Source organism: Pseudomonas sp. C 49-2 (genome assembly GCF_003970195.1).
Lineage (GTDB): Bacteria > Pseudomonadota > Gammaproteobacteria > Pseudomonadales > Pseudomonadaceae > Aquipseudomonas > Aquipseudomonas canadensis.
Genome location: NZ_RXYG01000001.1, coordinates 712571 through 731929, shown reverse-complemented (window position 1 = coordinate 731929; position 19359 = coordinate 712571). Strand labels below are relative to the sequence as shown.

The window sequence follows — 19359 nt, the reverse complement described above, 5'->3', positions numbered from 1 at the left end:
CAGCGCCGGGCAAGGCCAGACACATGTCTGGCCTAGTGCCCTCCTCTTGGCCTAGACTGACCCGCATCTGCTGTCCTCCGCTTTTAAGGCCTCTTGCATGTCCGATCCTCGCTACCAGATCGACGTCAGCGTCGTCACCCGCTTCCTGGCGGACCAATCCCAACCTGAACACAACCGCTTTGCCTTTGCCTACACCATCACGGTGAAAAACAACGGACTGGTGCCGGCCAAGCTGCTGTCGCGCCACTGGGTGATCACCGACGGTGACGGTCAGGTCGAAGAAGTTCGCGGTGCCGGCGTGGTGGGTCAGCAACCATTGATCGACAGCGGCGCCAGCCATACCTATAGCAGCGGCACGGTGATGACCTCCAAAGTCGGCACCATGCAAGGCTCGTATCAGATGAAAGCCACCGACGGCAAGTTGTTCGACGCCATCATCGCGCCCTTCCGCCTTGCCGTGCCGGGAGCCCTGCACTGATGGCGACGTACGCGGTCGGCGACCTGCAGGGCTGCCTCGAACCGCTCAAGTGCTTGCTTGAGCGCGTAGCCTTCAACCCAGCCCACGATCGCCTGTGGCTGGTCGGCGATCTGGTCAATCGCGGCCCGAAATCCCTGGAAACGCTGCGCTATTTGTATAGCCTGCGCGACGCTCTAGTCTGCGTATTGGGTAATCACGACCTTCATCTGCTGGCCGCCGGCAATAACATCGAGCGTCTGAAAAAGGGCGATACCCTGCGGGAAATCCTCGAAGCGCCGGATCGCACCGAGCTGCTCGACTGGCTGCGCCGGCAGAAAGTCATGCATTACGACGAAGGCCGCAACATGGCCCTGGTCCATGCTGGCATCCCGCCGCAGTGGACACTGAAGAAAGCCCTCAAGTGCGCCGCCGAAGTCGAAAGCGCCCTGGCCGATGACAACCTGTACACCGCCTACCTCGACGGCATGTACGGCAACGAACCAGTAAAGTGGAACAACGACCTCACCGGCGTCACGCGCCTGCGGGTCATCACCAACTACTTCACGCGCATGCGTTTCTGTACCGTCGAGGGCAAGCTCGACCTCAAGAGCAAGGAAGGCGCTGACACCGCCCTGCCGGGCTACAAGCCGTGGTTCGCTCACCAAGAGCGCAAGACCCGTGACACCAAGATCATTTTTGGCCATTGGGCGGCCCTTGAGGGCAAGTGCGATGAACCCGGCGTGTTCGCCCTCGACACCGGTTGCGTGTGGGGCGGCGCCATGACCCTGATGAACATCGACACCGGCGAGCGTTATAGCTGCCAGTGCGAATCCCCTCTTCCCGTTACACTGCCGGCTACTGCCAAGCCATAGGAGCCCGCCATGAGCGAATTCAAACGTATCCCCCCTGAACAAGCCCAGGCCCTGCGCGAGCAGGGCGCCGTGGTTGTCGACATTCGTGACCAGCCGACTTATGCGGCCGCCCACATCACCGGCGCCCAGCACCTGGACAACGTCAACATCGCCGATTTCATCCGCGCCGCCGACCTCGACGCGCCGGTGATCGTGGCCTGTTATCACGGCAATTCCAGTCAGAGCGCAGCGGCCTATCTGATCAGCCAGGGTTTCTCCGACGTCTATAGCCTGGACGGCGGCTTTGAACTGTGGCGTACGACTTATCCTGCGGAAATTTCTTCCGGCAATTCGCAATAATTTTTTTCACACCCCGCTACCCCGCGTGACGCTTGGGCTCGCGCCGTTTCTGACGAACGGCGCAGCCAAACTAATTGCGCATCGCGCCTTGACCTCTCTGATTCCGAACTATCCTTAAGCGCAGGCCATCCGAATCAGGGGAGAGCCGGTACACCGGCGTGCGGGTCATCGGTAGCGTTTCAGGGTGTTCTGGGGGGAAAACGGCCATTGGCGCCTGCCAATGTCTGCCAGCATCGACTGATTGATCCGGCGTCGGCTCCACGTATCGAGCGAGGTGACGACGTCATGAGTATATTCAGCCACTTCCAACAACGCTTCGCATCCACACAGCAGGAAGAACTCACGCTGCAAGAGTATCTCGAGCTGTGCAAACAGGATCGCAGCACCTACGCGTCTGCCGCCGAACGCCTGCTGCTGGCAATTGGCGAGCCAGAGCTGATAGACACCTCGAACAATTCGCGCCTGTCGCGAATATTCTCCAACAAGGTGATCCGCCGCTATCCGGCCTTTGAAGACTTCCACGGCATGGAAGAATGCATCGACCAGATCGTTTCCTACTTCCGCCATGCTGCCCAAGGCTTGGAGGAGAAGAAACAGATCCTCTATCTGCTTGGCCCCGTCGGCGGTGGTAAATCGTCCTTGGCCGAAAAACTCAAACAACTGATCGAAAAGGTGCCCTTCTACGCCATCAAGGGCTCACCGGTCTTCGAGTCGCCCCTGGGCCTGTTCAACGCCACGGAAGATGGCGCGATCCTCGAAGAAGACTTCGGCATCCCGCGCCGCTACCTCAACACCATCATGTCGCCCTGGGCCACCAAGCGCCTGGCCGAGTTCGGCGGTGACATCAGCCAGTTCCGCGTGGTGAAACTCTACCCGTCCATTCTCAACCAGATCGGTGTGGCCAAGACCGAGCCGGGCGACGAGAACAACCAGGACATCTCGGCGCTGGTGGGCAAGGTCGATATCCGCAAGCTTGAAGAATTCCCACAGAACGACGCCGACGCCTACAGCTACTCGGGCGCACTGTGCCGGGCCAACCAGGGCCTGATGGAGTTCGTGGAGATGTTCAAGGCACCGATCAAGGTGCTGCACCCACTGCTGACCGCGACCCAGGAAGGCAACTACAACAGCACCGAAGGCCTGGGCGCGATTCCCTTCACCGGTATCCTGCTGGCGCACTCCAACGAATCGGAGTGGCACACCTTCCGCAACAACAAGAACAACGAAGCCTTCATCGACCGGATTTATATCGTCAAGGTGCCGTACTGCCTGCGGGTCAGCGATGAAATCAAGATCTACGACAAGCTCCTGTTCAACAGCTCCCTGGCCAAGGCGCACTGCGCACCCGACACCTTGAAGATGCTCGCCCAGTTCACGGTGCTGTCGCGCCTCAAGGAGCCGGAAAACTCGAACATCTACTCGAAGATGCGCGTGTACGACGGCGAAAACCTCAAGGATACCGACCCCAAGGCCAAGTCGATCCAGGAATACCGCGACACCGCCGGTGTGGATGAGGGCATGAACGGTCTGTCGACACGTTTTGCGTTCAAGATCCTGTCCAAGGTCTTCAACTTCGACCCCCACGAAATTGCGGCCAACCCGGTGCACTTGCTCTACGTGCTGGAACAGCAGATCGAACAGGAGCAATTCCAGGCCGAAACACGCGAACGCTACCTGCGTTTCCTCAAGGAATACCTGGCGCCGCGCTACATCGAGTTCATCGGCAAGGAAATCCAGACCGCGTACCTGGAGTCCTACAGCGAATACGGCCAGAACATCTTCGACCGCTACGTGCTGTACGCCGACTTCTGGATCCAGGACCAGGAGTACCGCGACCCGGAAACCGGCGAAATCCTCAACCGCGTGGCCCTCAACGAGGAACTGGAAAAAATCGAAAAACCGGCCGGCATCAGCAATCCGAAGGATTTCCGCAACGAAATCGTCAACTTCGTGCTGCGCGCCCGCGCCAACAACAATGGCAAGAACCCAACCTGGCTCAGCTACGAGAAGCTGCGGGTGGTCATCGAGAAGAAAATGTTCTCCAACACCGAGGACCTGCTGCCGGTCATCAGCTTCAACGCCAAGGCCAGCAAGGAGGATCAGCAAAAACACAACGACTTCGTCACACGCATGGTCGAGCGCGGCTACACCGACAAACAGGTACGGCTGCTCTCCGAGTGGTATCTGCGGGTTCGCAAATCGCAGTAAGGCAGCGACAGGCGTGAGCTGCCGGGCCACTGGCCTGGCAGCTGACCGCTTGTCTCTAAGCTTCCAGCTCGCGGCTTGAAGCTTGTAACGTGAAGCTGCCCGGAGGGCTCCCCATGAGCTATGTGATCGACCGACGCCTCAATGGCAAGAACAAGAGCACGGTAAACCGCCAGCGTTTCCTGCGGCGTTACCGTGACCACATCAAAAAGGCCGTCGAAGAGGCCGTCAGCCGCCGTTCCATCACGGACATGGAGCACGGCGAGCAGATTAGCATTCCTGGACGGGACATCGACGAACCGGTGCTGCACCACGGCCGGGGCGGCAAACAGACCGTCGTTCATCCCGGCAATAAGGAATTCACGACCGGCGAACATATCCAGCGCCCCCAAGGCGGTGGCGGCGGTAAAGGGCCGGGCAAGGCGGGCAATTCCGGCGAAGGCATGGATGAGTTTGTGTTCCAGATCACCCAGGAAGAATTCCTCGAATTCATGTTCGAAGACCTGGAACTGCCCAACCTGGTCAAACGCAACCTGACCGGCACCGACACCTTCAAAACCGTGCGCGCCGGGATCAGCAACGAGGGTAACCCGTCCCGCATCAACATCATCCGCACCCTGCGCTCGGCCCATGCGCGCCGTATCGCCCTGTCAGGCAGCAGCCGCGCCAAACTGAGGGACGCCAAGGAAGAGCTGGCGCGGTTGAAGCGTGAAGAGCCGGACAACTTCGGCGATATCCAGGAAATAGAGGCGGAAATCGAGAAACTAAGCGCACGTATTCACCGCGTGCCATTCCTCGACACCTTCGACTTGAAATACAACCTGCTGGTCAAACAACCCAACCCCAGCTCCAAGGCGGTGATGTTCTGCCTGATGGACGTGTCGGGCTCCATGACCCAAGCCACCAAGGACATCGCCAAGCGCTTCTTCATTCTGTTGTACCTGTTCCTGAAGCGGAACTACGACAAGATCGACGTCGTGTTCATCCGCCATCACACCAGCGCCCGAGAGGTCGACGAAGAGGAATTCTTCTACTCGCGGGAAACCGGCGGCACCATCGTTTCCAGTGCGTTGAAACTGATGCAGGAGATCATGGCCGAGCGCTATCCGGCCAATGAATGGAACATCTACGCCGCCCAGGCCTCGGACGGTGACAACTGGAACGACGACTCCCCAATCTGCCGTGACATCCTGATCAACCAGATCATGCCGTTCGTGCAGTACTACACTTACGTTGAAATCACCCCCCGTGAGCACCAGGCCCTGTGGTTCGAATACGAGCGCATCGGCGAAGCCTTTGCCGACACGTTCGCCCAGCAGCAACTGGTCTCGGCCGGCGATATCTACCCGGTCTTCCGTGAACTCTTCCAGCGCAGGTTAGTGACATGACCGCCAAAAAAGAGCAAAGACGCCAACCGATCTCCACGGGTTCCGAGTGGACCTTTGAACTGATCCAGGCCTATGACCGGGAAATCAGCCGCATTGCGGCGGGTTATGCCCTGGACACCTATCCCAACCAGATCGAAGTGATTACCGCCGAACAGATGATGGATGCCTACGCCTCGGTCGGCATGCCACTGGGTTATCACCATTGGTCCTACGGCAAACACTTCCTCAGCACCGAAAAGTCCTACACCCGCGGTCAGATGGGCCTGGCCTACGAGATCGTGATCAACTCCGACCCTTGCATCGCCTACCTGATGGAAGAGAACACCATCTGCATGCAGGCGTTGGTGGTGGCGCATGCCTGCTATGGGCATAACAGTTTCTTCAAGGGCAACTACCTGTTCCGCACCTGGACCGACGCCAGTTCGATCATCGACTACCTGGTGTTCGCCAAGCAGTACATCATGCAATGCGAGGAGCGCCACGGCATCGATGCGGTGGAGGACCTGCTCGACTCCTGCCATGCGCTGATGAACTACGGCGTCGACCGCTACAAACGCCCGTATCCGATCTCCGCCGAGGAAGAACGCCTGCGCCAGAAGGAGCGTGAGGAACACCTGCAGAAACAGATCAACGACCTGTGGCGCACCATTCCCAAGCGCGCCGGCAAGAATAGCGACAAGGATAATGCGCGCTTCCCCGCCGAACCGCAGGAGAACATCCTCTATTTCCTGGAAAAACACGCGCCGCTGCTGGAACCCTGGCAGCGGGAAATCGTGCGTATCGTGCGCAAGATCGCCCAGTACTTTTATCCACAACGCCAAACCCAGGTGATGAACGAAGGCTGGGCCACGTTCTGGCACTACACGTTGATGAATGACCTGTACGACGAAGGCCTGGTCACCGACGGTTTCATGATGGAGTTCCTCACCTCCCACACCAGCGTGGTGTTCCAGCCCGGCTTCGACAGCCCTTACTACAATGGCATCAACCCCTATGCCTTGGGCTTTGCCATGTACCGCGATATCCGGCGCATGTGTGAACACCCCACCGAGGAGGACCGCCGCTGGTTCCCGGAAATCGCCGGCAGCGATTGGCTGTCCACCATAAAATTCGCCATGAGCAGCTTCAAGGACGAGAGTTTTATCCTGCAGTACCTGTCACCGCAGGTCATTCGAGACCTGAAACTGTTCAGTATTCTCGATGATGACCTCAAGGATGACCTGGTGGTGCCGGCCATCCACGATGAACCCGGCTATCGCACCATCCGCGAAACCCTGGCGGCCCAGTACAACCTGGGTAACCGCGAGCCCAACGTGCAGATCTACAGCATCGATGTACGCGGCGACCGCTCGCTGACCTTGCGTCACCAGCAGCACGACCGCAAACCCCTGGGCGAGTCCACCGAGGAAGTGCTCAAGCACCTGCACAGGCTTTGGGGCTTTGATATTCACTTGGAAACCCTGCAGGGCGACCAGGTGATGAAAACCCACCACGTGCCACCGCGCACCGATCACAACGACAACGACTACGGCCGCCTGGACCTGGCCGTCGTTCATCTCTGAAACAGCAAAGCCTCCATTGGCCAGGCACAGGCGGTATCCTGTGCCGCTAATGGAGGCTTTTTCATGAAAATCTACAAAGTCGGCGGTGCGGTGCGGGATCGCCTCTTGGGTATCCCGGTAACCGATATCGACCGCGTCGTGGTGGGCGCGACTGCCGAAGAGATGCTCGCCAAGGGCTACAAGCCGGTGGGTGCTGACTTCCCGGTATTTTTGGACCCAAAAAACGGTGACGAGTACGCCCTCGCCCGCACTGAGCGCAAAAGCGGCCGGGGTTATGGCGGCTTTGTATTTCACGCCAGCCCCGAGGTGACGCTGGAAGAAGACCTGATCCGCCGCGACCTGACGATCAACGCTATGGCGGAAGACGACGACGGTAACTTGACCGACCCTTATCACGGTCAGCGAGATCTTGAAGCCCGCATTCTGCGCCATGTTTCTCCGGCGTTCGCCGAAGATCCACTGCGAGTGCTGCGTGTTGCACGCTTCGCCGCACGTTACGCGGCACTGGGGTTTACCGTCGCACCAGAAACACTTGAACTGATGCGCCAGCTCAGCGAATCCGGCGAATTGGAGGCGCTGACGCCTGAGCGCAGTTGGAAAGAAATATCCCGCGCACTGATGGAAGACCAACCCCACGTGTTCATCCAGGTACTGCGCGACTGCGATGCACTGGAATCCTTGATGCCAGAAGTGAATGCCCTGTTCGGCGTCCCACAACCGGAAGCCCATCACCCGGAAATCGACACCGGCATTCACACCTTGAGCGTGCTGGAACAAGCGGCCTTGCACCAGCAGCCCCTTACCGTGCGCTGGGCCTGCCTGCTGCACGACCTGGGCAAAGGCACAACGCCTGTGGATAAGTTGCCGCAGCACATCGCCCATGAACAGCGGGGTTTGAAGCTGATCAAGGCCGTCAATGAACGCTTCAAGGTGCCAAGGGATTGCCAGGAATTGGCGTTGCTGGTGGGCCAATATCACACCCACGGTCATCGTGCGCTGGAGCTGAAAGCCTCGACGTTGCTGGAGTTGCTGCAAAGTTTCGACGTTTACCGTCGGCCGCAGCGCTTTGAGGAATTCGTGGTCGCTTGCGAAATGGACGCCCGAGGCCGCAAGGGTCTGGAGCAGAGAAGTTATCCACAAGCGGATTATTTGCGTGGGGCCGCGAAGGCAGCTCGCGAAGTGGCCGTTGCACCCTTGCTGGAGAAGGGTTTCAAAGGCCCTGAGCTGGGCGAGGCGCTCAAGCGCGAACGGCTCAAGACCCTAAAAATCTACAAAGAACACCACGCACTGTAGGAGCCCGGCTTGCCGGCGATAGCGAGCTCAGGAACGCCATCGCCGGCAAGCCAGCTCCTACAGGAGAATGTTCGGCGTGAGTTGCTGGCCCTGCCATTCAAATGCGACAGGCGCCAGCACCTGGTCAATCTGCGCCTCGCGCCACAACTCGGCCAACGTCTTGCCCGCCTCAGGGTACACACGTTCCGGCGCCATCAACGACAGCGGCCACAGCACAAAGGCGTTCTTGAGGATTTCTACACGCGGCAGGATCAATCCATCGAAGTTACCCACCAGATCGCCGTACAACAGCACATCGATATCCAGCGGCAGACCCTTGCGATCCGGCGCGTAGCGACCGTTGTCGGCCTCGATGAGTTTCAACCGCCGGTCCAGCTCCATCAGCGGCAGGTCGGTGTAGGCCGACACCACCAGATTAAAGAACGGCCCGCTCTTGATGCCCACCGGCTGGCTTTCAAACACCGCTGAACAGCGCACATCCGTCAAAAAACTCGCCAGCGCATCCAGGCCAGCGCAGAGGTGAGACTCGCGCTCGATATTGCTGCCTAGACCTAGGTAAACCTGAGTTAGCGGCATCCGCGCTCGATCTCCACGCCCACACCCTTGGCCGCCGGAACGGCGCCTGGCTTGGTCAACTTGAGGTGCAACCAGGGAATCTGAAATTCACTCATCAGCACTTCGGCCAACCGTTCGGCAAAGGTTTCCACCAATTGGTACTGGGATTGTTCGGCAAAGGCCTGGATACGCGCGGATACACTGGCGTAATCCAGCGCCAACGTCAGGTCATCACCGGCCGCGGCCGGGCGGTTATCCCAGGCGAAGCTCAGGTCCAGGCGCAGGCATTGACGGATTCCGCGCTCCCAGTCGTAGGCCCCGATCACGGTGTCGACTTCCAGGCCTTCGATAAACACTCTGTCCAAGCACTCTTCTCCGCAGCACGACAAGGGCGCGATGCCCCGTTAGAATCAGGGCGTCCTCGCCCGGAATAGTTAGCATGTTTTGGTCACTGGCGATTTTCGCCTACCTGCTCGGCTCGCTGTCCTTCGCCATTTTGCTCAGCCGCCTGACGGGAAATCCCGACCCGCGAATGAGTGGCTCAGGCAATGCCGGTGCCACCAATATGTTGCGCCTGGCCGGCAAGAAACTCGCCGTACTGACGCTGCTGGGCGACCTCTGCAAGGGCCTGTTGCCCGTGCTGATCGCCAGCCTCGCCGGCTTGACCCTGCAACAGCAGGCCTGGATCGGCGTATGCGCGGTCCTCGGCCACCTGTTTCCCCTGTACTTCCGCTTTCGCGGCGGCAAAGGCGTCGCCACGGCAGCCGGCATGTTGCTCGGGATCTACCCGCCGGCGGCGTTGCTGGCCGTACTCGCCTGGCTGCTGACGTTCTACCTGACCCGCACCAGCTCGCTCGCCGCGTTGATCGCCACCCCGCTCACCCTGCCGCTACTGGCCTGGCAAGAACCGGCGGCACTGCTGCCAATGAGCGTGCTGACACTGCTGATCGTCTGGCGCCACCGGGGCAATTTACGCGACCTGTTTGCCGGGCGCGAACGGCATTTTTAAATACCGTCGATGAGCCCGGCCCACCTTGCAGCCTTACAACGGCGACAACTGCTCCATCGGCCAGCGCGCCTGCACGCTGATTGCAAGGCTTTCATGCTGACCAGCCTGCAGGCGCTGGCAACCGGCATAGGCGATCATCGCGCCGTTGTCGGTGCAGAACTCGGGGCGCGCGTAGAACACGTCGCCCTTCATGTCGCCGAGCATTTTTTCCAGCGAAGTGCGCAAGGCCTTGTTGGCGCTGACGCCGCCTGCGATCACCAGGCGCTTCATGCCCGCCTGTTTCAAGGCGCGCTTGCACTTGATGGTCAAAGTCTCCACCACGGCCTGCTGGAACGCCAGAGCGATGTCGCAACGGGCTTGCTCGCTGTCGTCTCCGGCGCTGACGCTTTGCTGCCAGGTGTTCAGCGCAGAGGTTTTTAAACCGCTGAAGCTGAACATCAGGCCCGGGCGATCGCACATTGGTCGCGGGAAGGTGTAGCGACCGGCAACACCTTTTTCGGCGAGACGGGCGATTTCCGGACCACCGGGATAATTGAGGCCCATCATCTTCGCGGTCTTGTCGAAGGCTTCGCCGGCGGCGTCGTCCAAGGATTCACCCAAAAGGGTGTATTGGCCGATTCCGTCCACCTGAACCAACTGCGTATGGCCGCCGGAAACCAACAATGCGACGAACGGGAACTCTGGCGGTGTTTTTTCCAGCATCGGTGCCAGTAAATGGCCTTCCATATGGTGCACGCCGAGGGCCGGAATACCCCATGCAAATGCCAGCGCCTGGGCACAAGAGGCCCCAACCAGCAGGGCTCCGACCAATCCGGGGCCTGCGGTGTAGGCGATGGCGTCGATCTCGGTCGGCACGCAGCCGGCCTCATCCAACACCTGGCGGATCAGGGGCAGCATGCGCTTGACGTGATCACGGCTGGCCAGCTCCGGCACCACGCCACCATAGGCACGGTGCAGGTCGATCTGACTGAACAGTGCATCGGCCAAGAGCCCGCGTTCACTGTCGTAAAGTGCGACACCGGTTTCGTCGCAGGAGGTTTCAAGTCCCAGTACTAGCATGGGTTTGCGCCTTGTAGAGGCTGAATTCGAAGGCGCGCATAATAGTCGCCACTCCCCCTCCCGACTAGCGGTTTTCGATCAGAGGCTTTGCATTCCGGGCAATGAGGGGTTAACATCCGCAACCCTTAAAAACCGACGACCTCAGCCGCGAATTTTTTGCGACGAGAACGTTGATCCCGGTAATGAAAGAAGGTAGCTCTGGATGCCAGCCGTCAAAGTTAAAGAGAACGAACCCTTCGACGTAGCTCTGCGTCGTTTCAAGCGCTCCTGCGAAAAAGCCGGTGTACTGGCTGAAGTTCGTAGCCGCGAATTTTACGAGAAGCCAACTTCTGAGCGTAAGCGTAAAGCAGCAGCCGCTGTTAAGCGTCACGCCAAGAAAGTTCAGCGCGAACAGCGCCGCGCCGTTCGTCTGTACTAATACACAGACGTTCATAGCAAGCTTCTGCCAAGCCCGGCCCTCAGCCGGGCTAATGGCATTTGCGGATATCGCTTGATGCTTCACTGTTGACGCCGCACATGCGACCGATACAACTGCTTCACACGTCAGGACTGGCTCTTTTGCCAGCGGTGCACGTCTCTTCTGACGAGCCTATCAAGGCTACTGACGAGCACACTTATTCTTCAAACAGGCGATCAACAGTATCGACTGTGCCCGACGACGAGCTTCCGAGGCCGCCATTGGCCAAGACCGGATGCCGGGGCAACATTTCCATGCCAAAAACCTGATTGAAACTAACGTCAGTGAATGAACGGCAGATACACTTCCTGAATGCCCAAGCAGACAACTGATGAACGAGCCACGCACTGCGTGCGCTTGAGCAATCATTGGGCCCTCATTGACACGCAGTGATGACGAGAACGCCATGGCCGGGCTGATTCCCCAGAGCTTTATTGACGACCTTCTGAACCGCACCGACATCGTCGATGTTGTCAGCTCGCGCGTGCAACTGAAAAAAGCCGGCAAAAACTACACCGCCTGCTGCCCGTTCCACAAAGAGAAAACCCCGTCATTCAGCGTCAGCCCCGACAAGCAGTTCTATTACTGCTTCGGCTGCGGCGCAGGCGGCAACGCCCTGGGTTTTCTCATGGACCACGACAACCTGGATTTCCCCCAGGCTATCGAGGACCTGGCAAAAGCCGCGGGCATGGAAGTCCCTCGGGAAGAAAGCGGGCGGCCGCACAAGCCGCGCCAACCCACTGATTCGCCGCTTTACCCGCTGCTGACGGCAGCTGCCGACTTTTACCGTCAGGCGCTTAAAAGCCATCCGCAGCGCAAGGCCGCCGTCGACTATTTGAAAGGTCGCGGCCTCACCGGGGAAATCGCCCGGGACTTCGGCCTGGGGTTCGCCCCGCCCGGCTGGGACAACCTGTACAAGCACTTGAGCAGCGACACGCTCCAGCAAAAAGCCATGATCGACGCCGGCCTGCTGGTGGAAAACGCCGAGACCGGCAAACGTTATGACCGCTTCCGCGACCGGGTGATGTTCCCGATCCGCGACAGCCGCGGGCGCATCATCGCCTTTGGTGGCCGAGTACTGGGGGACGACAAACCCAAGTACCTGAACTCCCCGGAAACTCCGGTATTCCATAAGGGGCAGGAGCTCTACGGCCTGTTCGAGGCGCGCAAGAACAACCGCAACCTCGATGAGATCATCGTGGTTGAGGGCTATATGGACGTGATCGCGCTCGCCCAACAGGGCCTGCGCAATGCCGTCGCCACGCTGGGCACCGCGACCAGCGAAGAACACATGAAGCGCCTGTTTCGCGTGGTACCCAGCGTGCTGTTCTGCTTCGACGGCGACCAGGCCGGCCGCAACGCCGCCTGGCGCGCACTCGAGGCCACGCTGTCGAGCCTGCAAGACGGACGTCGCGCACGCTTCCTGTTCCTGCCCGAAGGCGAAGACCCGGATACCCTGGTCCGCTCCGAAGGCACTGACGCCTTCCGCGCGCGCATCAACCAGCATGCACAACCGCTGGCCGACTACTTCTTCCAGCAACTGACCGAAGAAGCCGACCCGCGCTCCCTCGAAGGCAAGGCCCACATGGCCACCCTCGCGGCGCCGCTGATCGACAAGGTTCCCGGCGCCAACCTGAAATCACTGATGCGCATGCGCCTGCAGGAAATCACCGGGTTAAGCGGCGAAGCCGTCAGCCAACTGGTGCACAACGCGCCGCATGACGCACCGCCGCCGACCTACGACCCAGGCATGGATTACGACGCCATGCCGGACTATTCCGACTTCCATCAACCGCAGGAGGCCTACGCGCCCCAGCAGGACTGGACACCGAAAAAGTCTGGCAGCGACGGCAAGAAATGGGAAAAGAAACCCTGGAGCAAGAATGGCAAGCGCGGAGACCGTGACGAGGCTTATGCCCCGCGAACGCCTGTCGCCGTAGAAGCGCCAACGCTCATTGCCCTGCGCACGCTCATCCATCACCCGCAACTGGCGGAAAAGGTCGAGAGTGCTGATCATTTTGCCAATGCGAGCAACACTTACGCCCAGGTACTGATCGCCTTGATCGAGGCGGTACAGAAAAATCCTAAGCTAAACTCAATCCAGTTGATGGCGCGCTGGCACGGCACCGAACAGGGCCGACTATTGAAAGCCCTCGCGGAAAAGGAGTGGCTAATTGACGGCGATAACCTTGAACAACAGTTTTTAGACACCATTACTAGGTTATCCGCGGGTCAGCACACGCAGACCCTCGATGACCTGATCAAGAAAGCAAGGCAGCCGGATTTATCGGCTGAAGAGAAGATTCAGATAGCAAAACAGATGCGCGACCTCTTAAAACAGAACGTTTGCACATCAAACCCGACCTCAACTGGCGCGTGAGGTCATAGCTCAGGTATAATCCTCGGCTTGTTTTTTGCCCGCCAAGACCTTCAGTGGATAGGGTGTTATGTCCGGAAAAGCGCAACAGCAGTCTCGTATCAAAGAGTTGATCGTTCTCGGTCGTGAGCAGGGTTACCTGACTTACGCGGAGGTCAACGACCACCTGCCTGAGGATATTTCAGATCCAGAGCAGGTGGAAGACATCATCCGCATGATTAACGACATGGGGATCAACGTATTCGAAGCTGCGCCAGATAAGGATTCCCTTATGCTGGCGGACGCCGATACCGACGAGGCTGCCGCTGAAGAAGCGGCCGCCGCGCTGGCTGCTGTGGAGACCGATATCGGTCGTACCACCGACCCTGTGCGCATGTATATGCGTGAAATGGGCACCGTCGAGCTGCTGACACGTGAAGGCGAAATCGAAATCGCCAAGCGTATCGAAGAGGGCATTCGTGAAGTGATGGGCGCAATCGCGCACTTCCCTGGCACGGTTGACCATATTCTCTCCGAGTACACCCGCGTCACCACCGAAGGTGGCCGCCTGTCCGACGTGCTGAGTGGCTACATCGACCCGGACGACGGCATTGCGCCGCCTGCCGCCGAAGTGCCGCCACCAGTCGACGCCAAGGCTGCGAAAGCGGACGACGACTCCGAAGACGACGACGCTGAAGCCAGCGGCGACGACGAAGATGAAGTTGAAAGCGGTCCAGACCCAATCGTCGCTGCCCAGCGTTTCGGTGCGGTTTCCGATCAAATGGAAATCACCCGCAAGGCCCTGAAAAAGCACGGTCGCGCCAACAAGCAGGCAATCGCCGAGCTGCTGGCCCTGGCTGAGCTGTTCATGCCGATCAAGCTGGTGCCGAAGCAATTCGAAGGCCTGGTTGAGCGGGTTCGCAGCGCCCTGGAGCGCCTGCGTGCACAAGAGCGTGCGATCATGCAGCTCTGTGTCCGTGACGCGCGCATGCCGCGTGCCGACTTCCTGCGTCAGTTCCCGAGCAACGAAGTAGATGAAAGCTGGACCGACGCACTGGCCAAGGGCAAGGCGAAATACGCCGAAGCCATTGGTCGCCTGCAGCCGGACATCATCCGTTGCCAGCAAAAGCTGCAAGCATTGGAGACCGAAACCGGTCTGACGATTGCCGAGATCAAGGACATCAACCGTCGCATGTCGATCGGTGAGGCCAAGGCCCGCCGCGCGAAGAAAGAGATGGTTGAAGCGAACTTGCGTCTGGTGATCTCCATCGCCAAGAAGTACACCAACCGTGGCCTGCAATTCCTCGACCTGATCCAGGAAGGCAACATCGGCTTGATGAAGGCTGTGGACAAGTTCGAATACCGTCGTGGTTACAAGTTCTCGACTTATGCCACCTGGTGGATCCGTCAGGCGATCACTCGCTCGATCGCCGACCAGGCCCGCACCATCCGTATTCCGGTGCACATGATCGAGACGATCAACAAGCTCAACCGTATTTCCAGGCAGATGTTGCAGGAAATGGGTCGCGAACCGACCCCGGAAGAGCTGGGCGAACGCATGGAAATGCCTGAGGATAAAATCCGCAAGGTATTGAAGATCGCTAAAGAGCCGATCTCCATGGAAACCCCGATTGGTGATGACGAAGACTCCCACCTGGGTGACTTCATCGAAGACTCGACCATGCAGTCGCCAATCGATGTCGCCACCGTTGAGAGCCTGAAAGAAGCGACTCGCGACGTACTGTCCGGCCTCACTGCCCGTGAAGCCAAGGTACTGCGCATGCGTTTCGGCATCGACATGAATACCGACCACACCCTTGAGGAAGTCGGTAAGCAGTTTGACGTGACCCGTGAGCGGATCCGTCAGATCGAAGCCAAGGCGCTGCGCAAGTTGCGCCACCCGACGCGAAGCGAGCATCTGCGCTCCTTCCTCGACGAGTGATACCAGAACCCCCGGCCCAGGCCGGGGGTTTTGTTTTGTATCGATAAAACCTTGCGCAACACCCCTCCCCCGCAATGCCCGTCTACACTCGAAACATTCCCCGTGCCATAACGAGACCGTTATGCCCAGATTGCCGGCTGTGTTTTTGCTGTGGCTGCTGACCTGGACCGCAACGGCTGGCGCGTTGACTCTTAGCGATGATGAGCGTGACTGGCTGGCGGACCATCAGGAGTTGCGCCTCGGGGTGGATGCGTCATGGCCACCCTTTGAATACCGTGACGAAAGTGGCCGCTACCAAGGCTTGGCGGCAGATTATGTGCGCCTGATCCAGGATCGCCTCGGCGTGCGCGTCAAGTTGATTGAGCCTGCAAACTGGAGTGCGGTCCTGGAGCAGGCCCGCAACAACCAACTCGACCTGCTGCCGGGCATCATGTCCACACCGGAACGCCAGGGCTATATGGCGTTCACCCGGCCTTACCTGGACTTCCCCATCGTTATCCTGGCCCATGAAGGTGGCGCCAAACCGCGCACCCTGAAAGACCTCTACGGCTTGAAGATTGCCGTGGTGGAAAACTACGCCCCCCATGAGCTGCTGCGCACCCATCACCCCGATCTCAACCTGGTGGCCATGCCGAATGTCAGCTCGACGTTGCAAGCCCTCGCCACCGATGAAGTAGATGCAGTGGTCGGCGATCTCGCCTCCAGTGTCTGGAGCCTGCGCCAACTCAAGCTCGATGGCTTGTACGTCAGCGGCGAAACCCCCTACCGCTACCAACTGGCGATGGGCGTACCGCGTGACAATAAAATGCTGGTGGGCATCCTGGACAAGGTACTCGCGGACCTCAGCCCGCAAGAAACCGACGCCATCCAGCAACATTGGGTCGGCAGCTTTACCGATCACCGCACCTTCTGGACCGACCTGCTGCTTTACGGGCTGCCTGCCGTGCTGTTGCTGAGCACCGTGTTGGCCGTGGTGATTCGGATCAACCGTCGTCTCAGTTCGGAAATTTCCCGCCGTGTCGCCCTCGAACAGGAGCTGCGCAGCAGCGAGTACCACTATCGCGGTTTAGTGGAGAGCCTGTCCGCCATCGCCTGGGAAGCCAATGTCACCGATTTCACCTACAGCTACGTGTCGCCCCACGCCGAAGAATTGCTGGGCTATCCGCGCGCCCATTGGCTGATCCCGGGGTTCTGGCGCAACATCATTCACCCCGCCGACCTGACCCGCGCCGAAGCCTACTGCTATCGCGAAACCCGCGCCAACCGTGACCACAGCATTGATTACCGAGTGATCACTGCTGACGGCCGTTGCTTGTGGGTGCGCGACATTGTCAGCCTGATCGAACATGGTCATGAGCCGGTTCTGCGCGGCTTGATGATCGATATCAGTGAGGCTAAGCGCACTGAAGAGGCTTTGCAGCTGTCCGAGCAGAAATTCGCCTCGGTGTTCCAGCAATGCCCGGACATGCTGGTGATTGCACGGCTGTCTGATGGCTGCCTGCTGGAAGTGAACAAGGCATTCGAAGACCAGATTGGCCTGACGGCCGAACAGGTCGTTGGTAAAGCCGCCACCGAGCTGAATATCTGGGGCATCAAAGGCGTCGGTCCCGACCTGCTGCAACGGGTGCAGACCACTAGCATCCGCAACCTGGAAATGCCCTTTCTGCGCAGCAATGGTCAGGCGTTCACTGGGCTGATCTCCGCCGAGCCGTTCCAACTCGACACCACAGAGGCCATAGTTGTGGTGGTGCGCGACATCACCCAACTCAAGGAAACCCAACAACAACTGCAAACCTCCGAAGAGAAATTCGCCAAGGCCTTCCACGCCTCCCCCGACGGCTTGCTGCTGAGCCGACAGCGCGATGGGTTGTTGATTGAAGTGAACGACGGTTTCAGCCGGATCACCGGCTTCACCAGCGCCACCTCTCTCGAACAATCCACCTTGGACCTGGGCATCTGGGTCGACCTCAACGAACGCAAACACATGCTGGAGATGATGCAGCGTGATGGTTTTGTGCGTGACTTCATCTGCCATATACGCCGCAGCGATGGGCAGATCCGCTTGTGCGAGCTGTCCAGCCGCCCGCTGCCGATTGGCGATGAAGACTGCATGCTGACCATCGCGCGGGACATCACCGAGCGCCAGTTGATGCAGGAAAAACTGCAACAGGCCGCCACGGTGTTCGAGAGCACGGCCGAAGGCGTGTTGATCACTGACACCCGGCAGAACATCAGCGCCGTCAACCGTGCCTTCACCGAGATCACCGGCTACAGCGAGGCCGAAGCCCTCGGCCACACCCCGCGCCTGCTGGCCTCCGGCCTGCATGACAGCGCCTTCTATGCCGCCATGTGGCACCAGTTGACCGCCCAGGGACACTGGCAAGGCGAGATCTCCAACCGCCGCAAGAACGGCGAAGTGTACCCAAGCTGGTTGACGATCAGTGCCGTGCGCAACCGCGACCAGTTGATCACGCACTTCGTCGCGGTGTTTGCCGACATCTCCAGCCTCAAGCTGGCTCAAGCCCGCCTCGACTACCAGGCGCATCACGACCCGTTGACCGGCCTGCCCAACCGCACGCTGTTCGAAAGCCGACTGCAAGCGGCCCTTAACGGGCACCAGGAAACGGGCAAACAAGGTGCCGTGCTGTTTCTCGACCTGGACCGCTTCAAACACATCAACGACAGCCTCGGCCATCCGATCGGCGACTTGCTACTCAAAGACATCGCCGTGCGCCTCAAGGAACAACTGCGCGACATCGACACCGTCGCCCGCCTGGGCGGTGACGAGTTCATCATCCTGCTCCCCGGCCTGCAGCACGCCAGCGACGCCCAGTACCTGGCCAATAAACTGCTGGCCTGCTTCACCCCCCCATTCCAGGCCGGTGAGCACGAGTTTTTTATCAGCGCCAGCATCGGCACCAGCCTCTACCCCGAGGACGGCACCGACGTCGCCACCCTGGTCAAGAACGCCGACGCGGCGATGTATCGCTCAAAGGCCAAGGGCCGTAACCGGGTCGAAAGCTATACCCGCGACCTGACTGCCCAGGCCAACGAACGCGTGGCACTGGAGCACGAACTGCGCCGCGCCATCGAGCGCGATGAGCTGAGCCTCTACTACCAGCCCAAGCTGAGCCTGACGACCCACGAACTGATCGGCGCCGAAGCCCTGATACGCTGGCGCCATCCCACCTTTGGCGACGTGCCCCCCGAACACTTCATCGCCCTGGCCGAAGAAAACGGCATGATCCTGCAGATTGGCGACTGGGTGCTGGAACAAGCCTGCCGGCAAATGCACGCCTGGCAAGGCCACTTCGACGATTTCGGCCCGCTGTCGGTCAACCTGGCCGGCGCGCAATTACGTCACCTCGGCTTATTGGGCCGCATCAAACAGCTGCTGCATGACTACCAACTCGACCCCGGTCGCCTGCAACTGGAGATCACCGAAAACTTCATCATGAGCCAGGCCGAAGAAGCGCTGGAGGTGTTGCACCAGCTCAAAGAGCTCGGCGTACAGCTTGCCATTGATGACTTTGGCACCGGCTATTCATCCCTCAGCTACCTCAAGCGCCTGCCCCTGGACTTCCTCAAGATCGACCAATCCTTCGTCCGCGGCCTGCCCGACGACCCCCACGACGCCGCCATCGTCCGCGCCATCATCGCCCTGGGCCACAGCATGCAATTCACCATCATCGCCGAAGGCGTGGAGAACCCCGCACAGCAAGCTTTCCTGGCCGCTGAAGGCTGCGAACAGATGCAAGGCTACATCGTCAGCCTGCCGCTACCGCCGGAGCTTTTTGCTGCTACGTTTCTTCGTATGCGCATTGAGGATTATTCGGATGGCACAGCGGGTAAACCATCGTTATAA

15 protein-coding genes are annotated in these 19359 nt (G+C 59.5%); 12 read left to right on the top strand and 3 right to left on the bottom strand.

What is annotated here, in order from left to right; all coding sequences use genetic code 11:
• The first annotated feature begins 97 nt into the window (after nucleotides 1–97).
• The 7 genes from apaG to EJ576_RS03380 all read left to right on the top strand — a co-directional run bounded on the left by apaG (nucleotide 98) and on the right by EJ576_RS03380 (nucleotide 8116).
• Nucleotides 98–478, top strand: coding sequence for a Co2+/Mg2+ efflux protein ApaG (apaG, locus tag EJ576_RS03410; protein ID WP_068936224.1), 381 nt, complete (start codon nucleotides 98–100; stop codon nucleotides 476–478).
• Nucleotides 478–1329 (top strand): symmetrical bis(5'-nucleosyl)-tetraphosphatase, encoded by an 852-nt coding sequence (locus EJ576_RS03405; protein ID WP_126569564.1) that lies wholly within the window; start codon nucleotides 478–480, stop codon nucleotides 1327–1329. The genes apaG and EJ576_RS03405 overlap by 1 nt, the downstream gene beginning before the upstream one ends.
• A gap of 9 nt (nucleotides 1330–1338) precedes the next feature.
• On the top strand, nucleotides 1339–1668 hold the full coding sequence (glpE, locus tag EJ576_RS03400; protein ID WP_033898114.1) for a thiosulfate sulfurtransferase GlpE: 330 nt from the start codon (nucleotides 1339–1341) through the stop codon (nucleotides 1666–1668).
• Between the two features lie 285 nt (nucleotides 1669–1953).
• Nucleotides 1954–3876, top strand: a complete 1923-nt coding sequence (locus tag EJ576_RS03395; RefSeq protein WP_016977873.1) for a PrkA family serine protein kinase — start codon at nucleotides 1954–1956, stop codon at nucleotides 3874–3876.
• 113 nt (nucleotides 3877–3989) lie between these two features.
• Complete coding sequence (locus EJ576_RS03390; RefSeq protein ID WP_015886179.1) at nucleotides 3990–5261, top strand: YeaH/YhbH family protein; 1272 nt, start codon at nucleotides 3990–3992, stop codon at nucleotides 5259–5261.
• On the top strand, nucleotides 5258–6823 hold the full coding sequence (locus EJ576_RS03385) for a SpoVR family protein (protein ID WP_122729430.1): 1566 nt from the start codon (nucleotides 5258–5260) through the stop codon (nucleotides 6821–6823). The genes EJ576_RS03390 and EJ576_RS03385 overlap by 4 nt, the downstream gene beginning before the upstream one ends.
• A 63-nt stretch (nucleotides 6824–6886) precedes the next feature.
• The gene (locus EJ576_RS03380; RefSeq protein WP_126569563.1) at nucleotides 6887–8116 is read left to right on the top strand and encodes a multifunctional CCA addition/repair protein; all 1230 of its coding nucleotides are present in this window, start codon (nucleotides 6887–6889) and stop codon (nucleotides 8114–8116) included.
• A 57-nt stretch (nucleotides 8117–8173) separates the two neighbouring features.
• On the opposite strand, the gene folK is transcribed toward EJ576_RS03380, so the two are convergent.
• Complete coding sequence (gene folK, locus EJ576_RS03375; RefSeq protein WP_126569562.1) at nucleotides 8174–8692, bottom strand: 2-amino-4-hydroxy-6-hydroxymethyldihydropteridine diphosphokinase; 519 nt, start codon at nucleotides 8690–8692, stop codon at nucleotides 8174–8176.
• Nucleotides 8683–9036 carry a dihydroneopterin aldolase gene (folB, locus tag EJ576_RS03370; protein WP_015886183.1) on the bottom strand — a complete coding sequence of 118 codons (354 nt, stop codon included), beginning with the start codon at nucleotides 9034–9036 and terminating at the stop codon, nucleotides 8683–8685. Before folB ends, folK begins: the two co-directional genes overlap by 10 nt.
• Nucleotides 9037–9110: 74 nt before the next feature.
• Between folB and plsY the strand changes: the two genes are divergently transcribed.
• Entirely contained in the window at nucleotides 9111–9680 is a 570-nt protein-coding gene (gene plsY, locus EJ576_RS03365) for a glycerol-3-phosphate 1-O-acyltransferase PlsY (RefSeq protein WP_010206988.1), read from the top strand.
• Nucleotides 9681–9713: 33 nt separating this feature from the next.
• On the opposite strand, the gene tsaD is transcribed toward plsY, so the two are convergent.
• Nucleotides 9714–10739, bottom strand: a complete 1026-nt coding sequence (gene tsaD / locus EJ576_RS03360; protein ID WP_028618170.1) for a tRNA (adenosine(37)-N6)-threonylcarbamoyltransferase complex transferase subunit TsaD — start codon at nucleotides 10737–10739, stop codon at nucleotides 9714–9716.
• Nucleotides 10740–10941: 202 nt separating this feature from the next.
• On the opposite strand from tsaD, the gene rpsU reads away from it, so the two are divergent.
• From rpsU to EJ576_RS03340, 4 genes are all read left to right on the top strand, one after another.
• The gene (gene rpsU, locus EJ576_RS03355; RefSeq protein WP_002551877.1) at nucleotides 10942–11157 is read left to right on the top strand and encodes a 30S ribosomal protein S21; all 216 of its coding nucleotides are present in this window, start codon (nucleotides 10942–10944) and stop codon (nucleotides 11155–11157) included.
• A gap of 445 nt (nucleotides 11158–11602) precedes the next feature.
• A complete protein-coding gene (gene dnaG, locus EJ576_RS03350) occupies nucleotides 11603–13576 on the top strand; it encodes a DNA primase (protein ID WP_123475072.1) in 1974 nt (657 codons plus the stop codon).
• A gap of 67 nt (nucleotides 13577–13643) precedes the next feature.
• Nucleotides 13644–15494, top strand: a complete 1851-nt coding sequence (gene rpoD / locus EJ576_RS03345) for an RNA polymerase sigma factor RpoD (protein ID WP_028618173.1) — start codon at nucleotides 13644–13646, stop codon at nucleotides 15492–15494.
• Nucleotides 15495–15615: 121 nt separating this feature from the next.
• On the top strand, nucleotides 15616–19359 hold the full coding sequence (locus tag EJ576_RS03340) for a bifunctional diguanylate cyclase/phosphodiesterase (protein ID WP_126569561.1): 3744 nt from the start codon (nucleotides 15616–15618) through the stop codon (nucleotides 19357–19359).

Excerpts from the sequence above, each read along its gene's own strand:
- EJ576_RS03380 (WP_126569563.1), top strand. The coding sequence starts at position 6,887 with ATGAAAATCTACAAAGTCGGCGGTGCGGTGCGGGATCGCCTCTTGGGT.
- EJ576_RS03385 (WP_122729430.1), top strand. The coding sequence starts at position 5,258 with ATGACCGCCAAAAAAGAGCAAAGACGCCAACCGATCTCCACGGGTTCC.
- EJ576_RS03405 (WP_126569564.1), top strand. The coding sequence starts at position 478 with ATGGCGACGTACGCGGTCGGCGACCTGCAGGGCTGCCTCGAACCGCTC.
- folK (WP_126569562.1), bottom strand. The coding sequence starts at position 8,692 with ATGCCGCTAACTCAGGTTTACCTAGGTCTAGGCAGCAATATCGAGCGC.
- rpoD (WP_028618173.1), top strand. The coding sequence starts at position 13,644 with ATGTCCGGAAAAGCGCAACAGCAGTCTCGTATCAAAGAGTTGATCGTT.
- dnaG (WP_123475072.1), top strand. The coding sequence starts at position 11,603 with ATGGCCGGGCTGATTCCCCAGAGCTTTATTGACGACCTTCTGAACCGC.
- EJ576_RS03340 (WP_126569561.1), top strand. The coding sequence starts at position 15,616 with ATGCCCAGATTGCCGGCTGTGTTTTTGCTGTGGCTGCTGACCTGGACC.
- apaG (WP_068936224.1), top strand. The coding sequence starts at position 98 with ATGTCCGATCCTCGCTACCAGATCGACGTCAGCGTCGTCACCCGCTTC.
- plsY (WP_010206988.1), top strand. The coding sequence starts at position 9,111 with ATGTTTTGGTCACTGGCGATTTTCGCCTACCTGCTCGGCTCGCTGTCC.
- rpsU (WP_002551877.1), top strand. The coding sequence starts at position 10,942 with ATGCCAGCCGTCAAAGTTAAAGAGAACGAACCCTTCGACGTAGCTCTG.
- glpE (WP_033898114.1), top strand. The coding sequence starts at position 1,339 with ATGAGCGAATTCAAACGTATCCCCCCTGAACAAGCCCAGGCCCTGCGC.
- tsaD (WP_028618170.1), bottom strand. The coding sequence starts at position 10,739 with ATGCTAGTACTGGGACTTGAAACCTCCTGCGACGAAACCGGTGTCGCA.
- EJ576_RS03390 (WP_015886179.1), top strand. The coding sequence starts at position 3,990 with ATGAGCTATGTGATCGACCGACGCCTCAATGGCAAGAACAAGAGCACG.
- EJ576_RS03395 (WP_016977873.1), top strand. The coding sequence starts at position 1,954 with ATGAGTATATTCAGCCACTTCCAACAACGCTTCGCATCCACACAGCAG.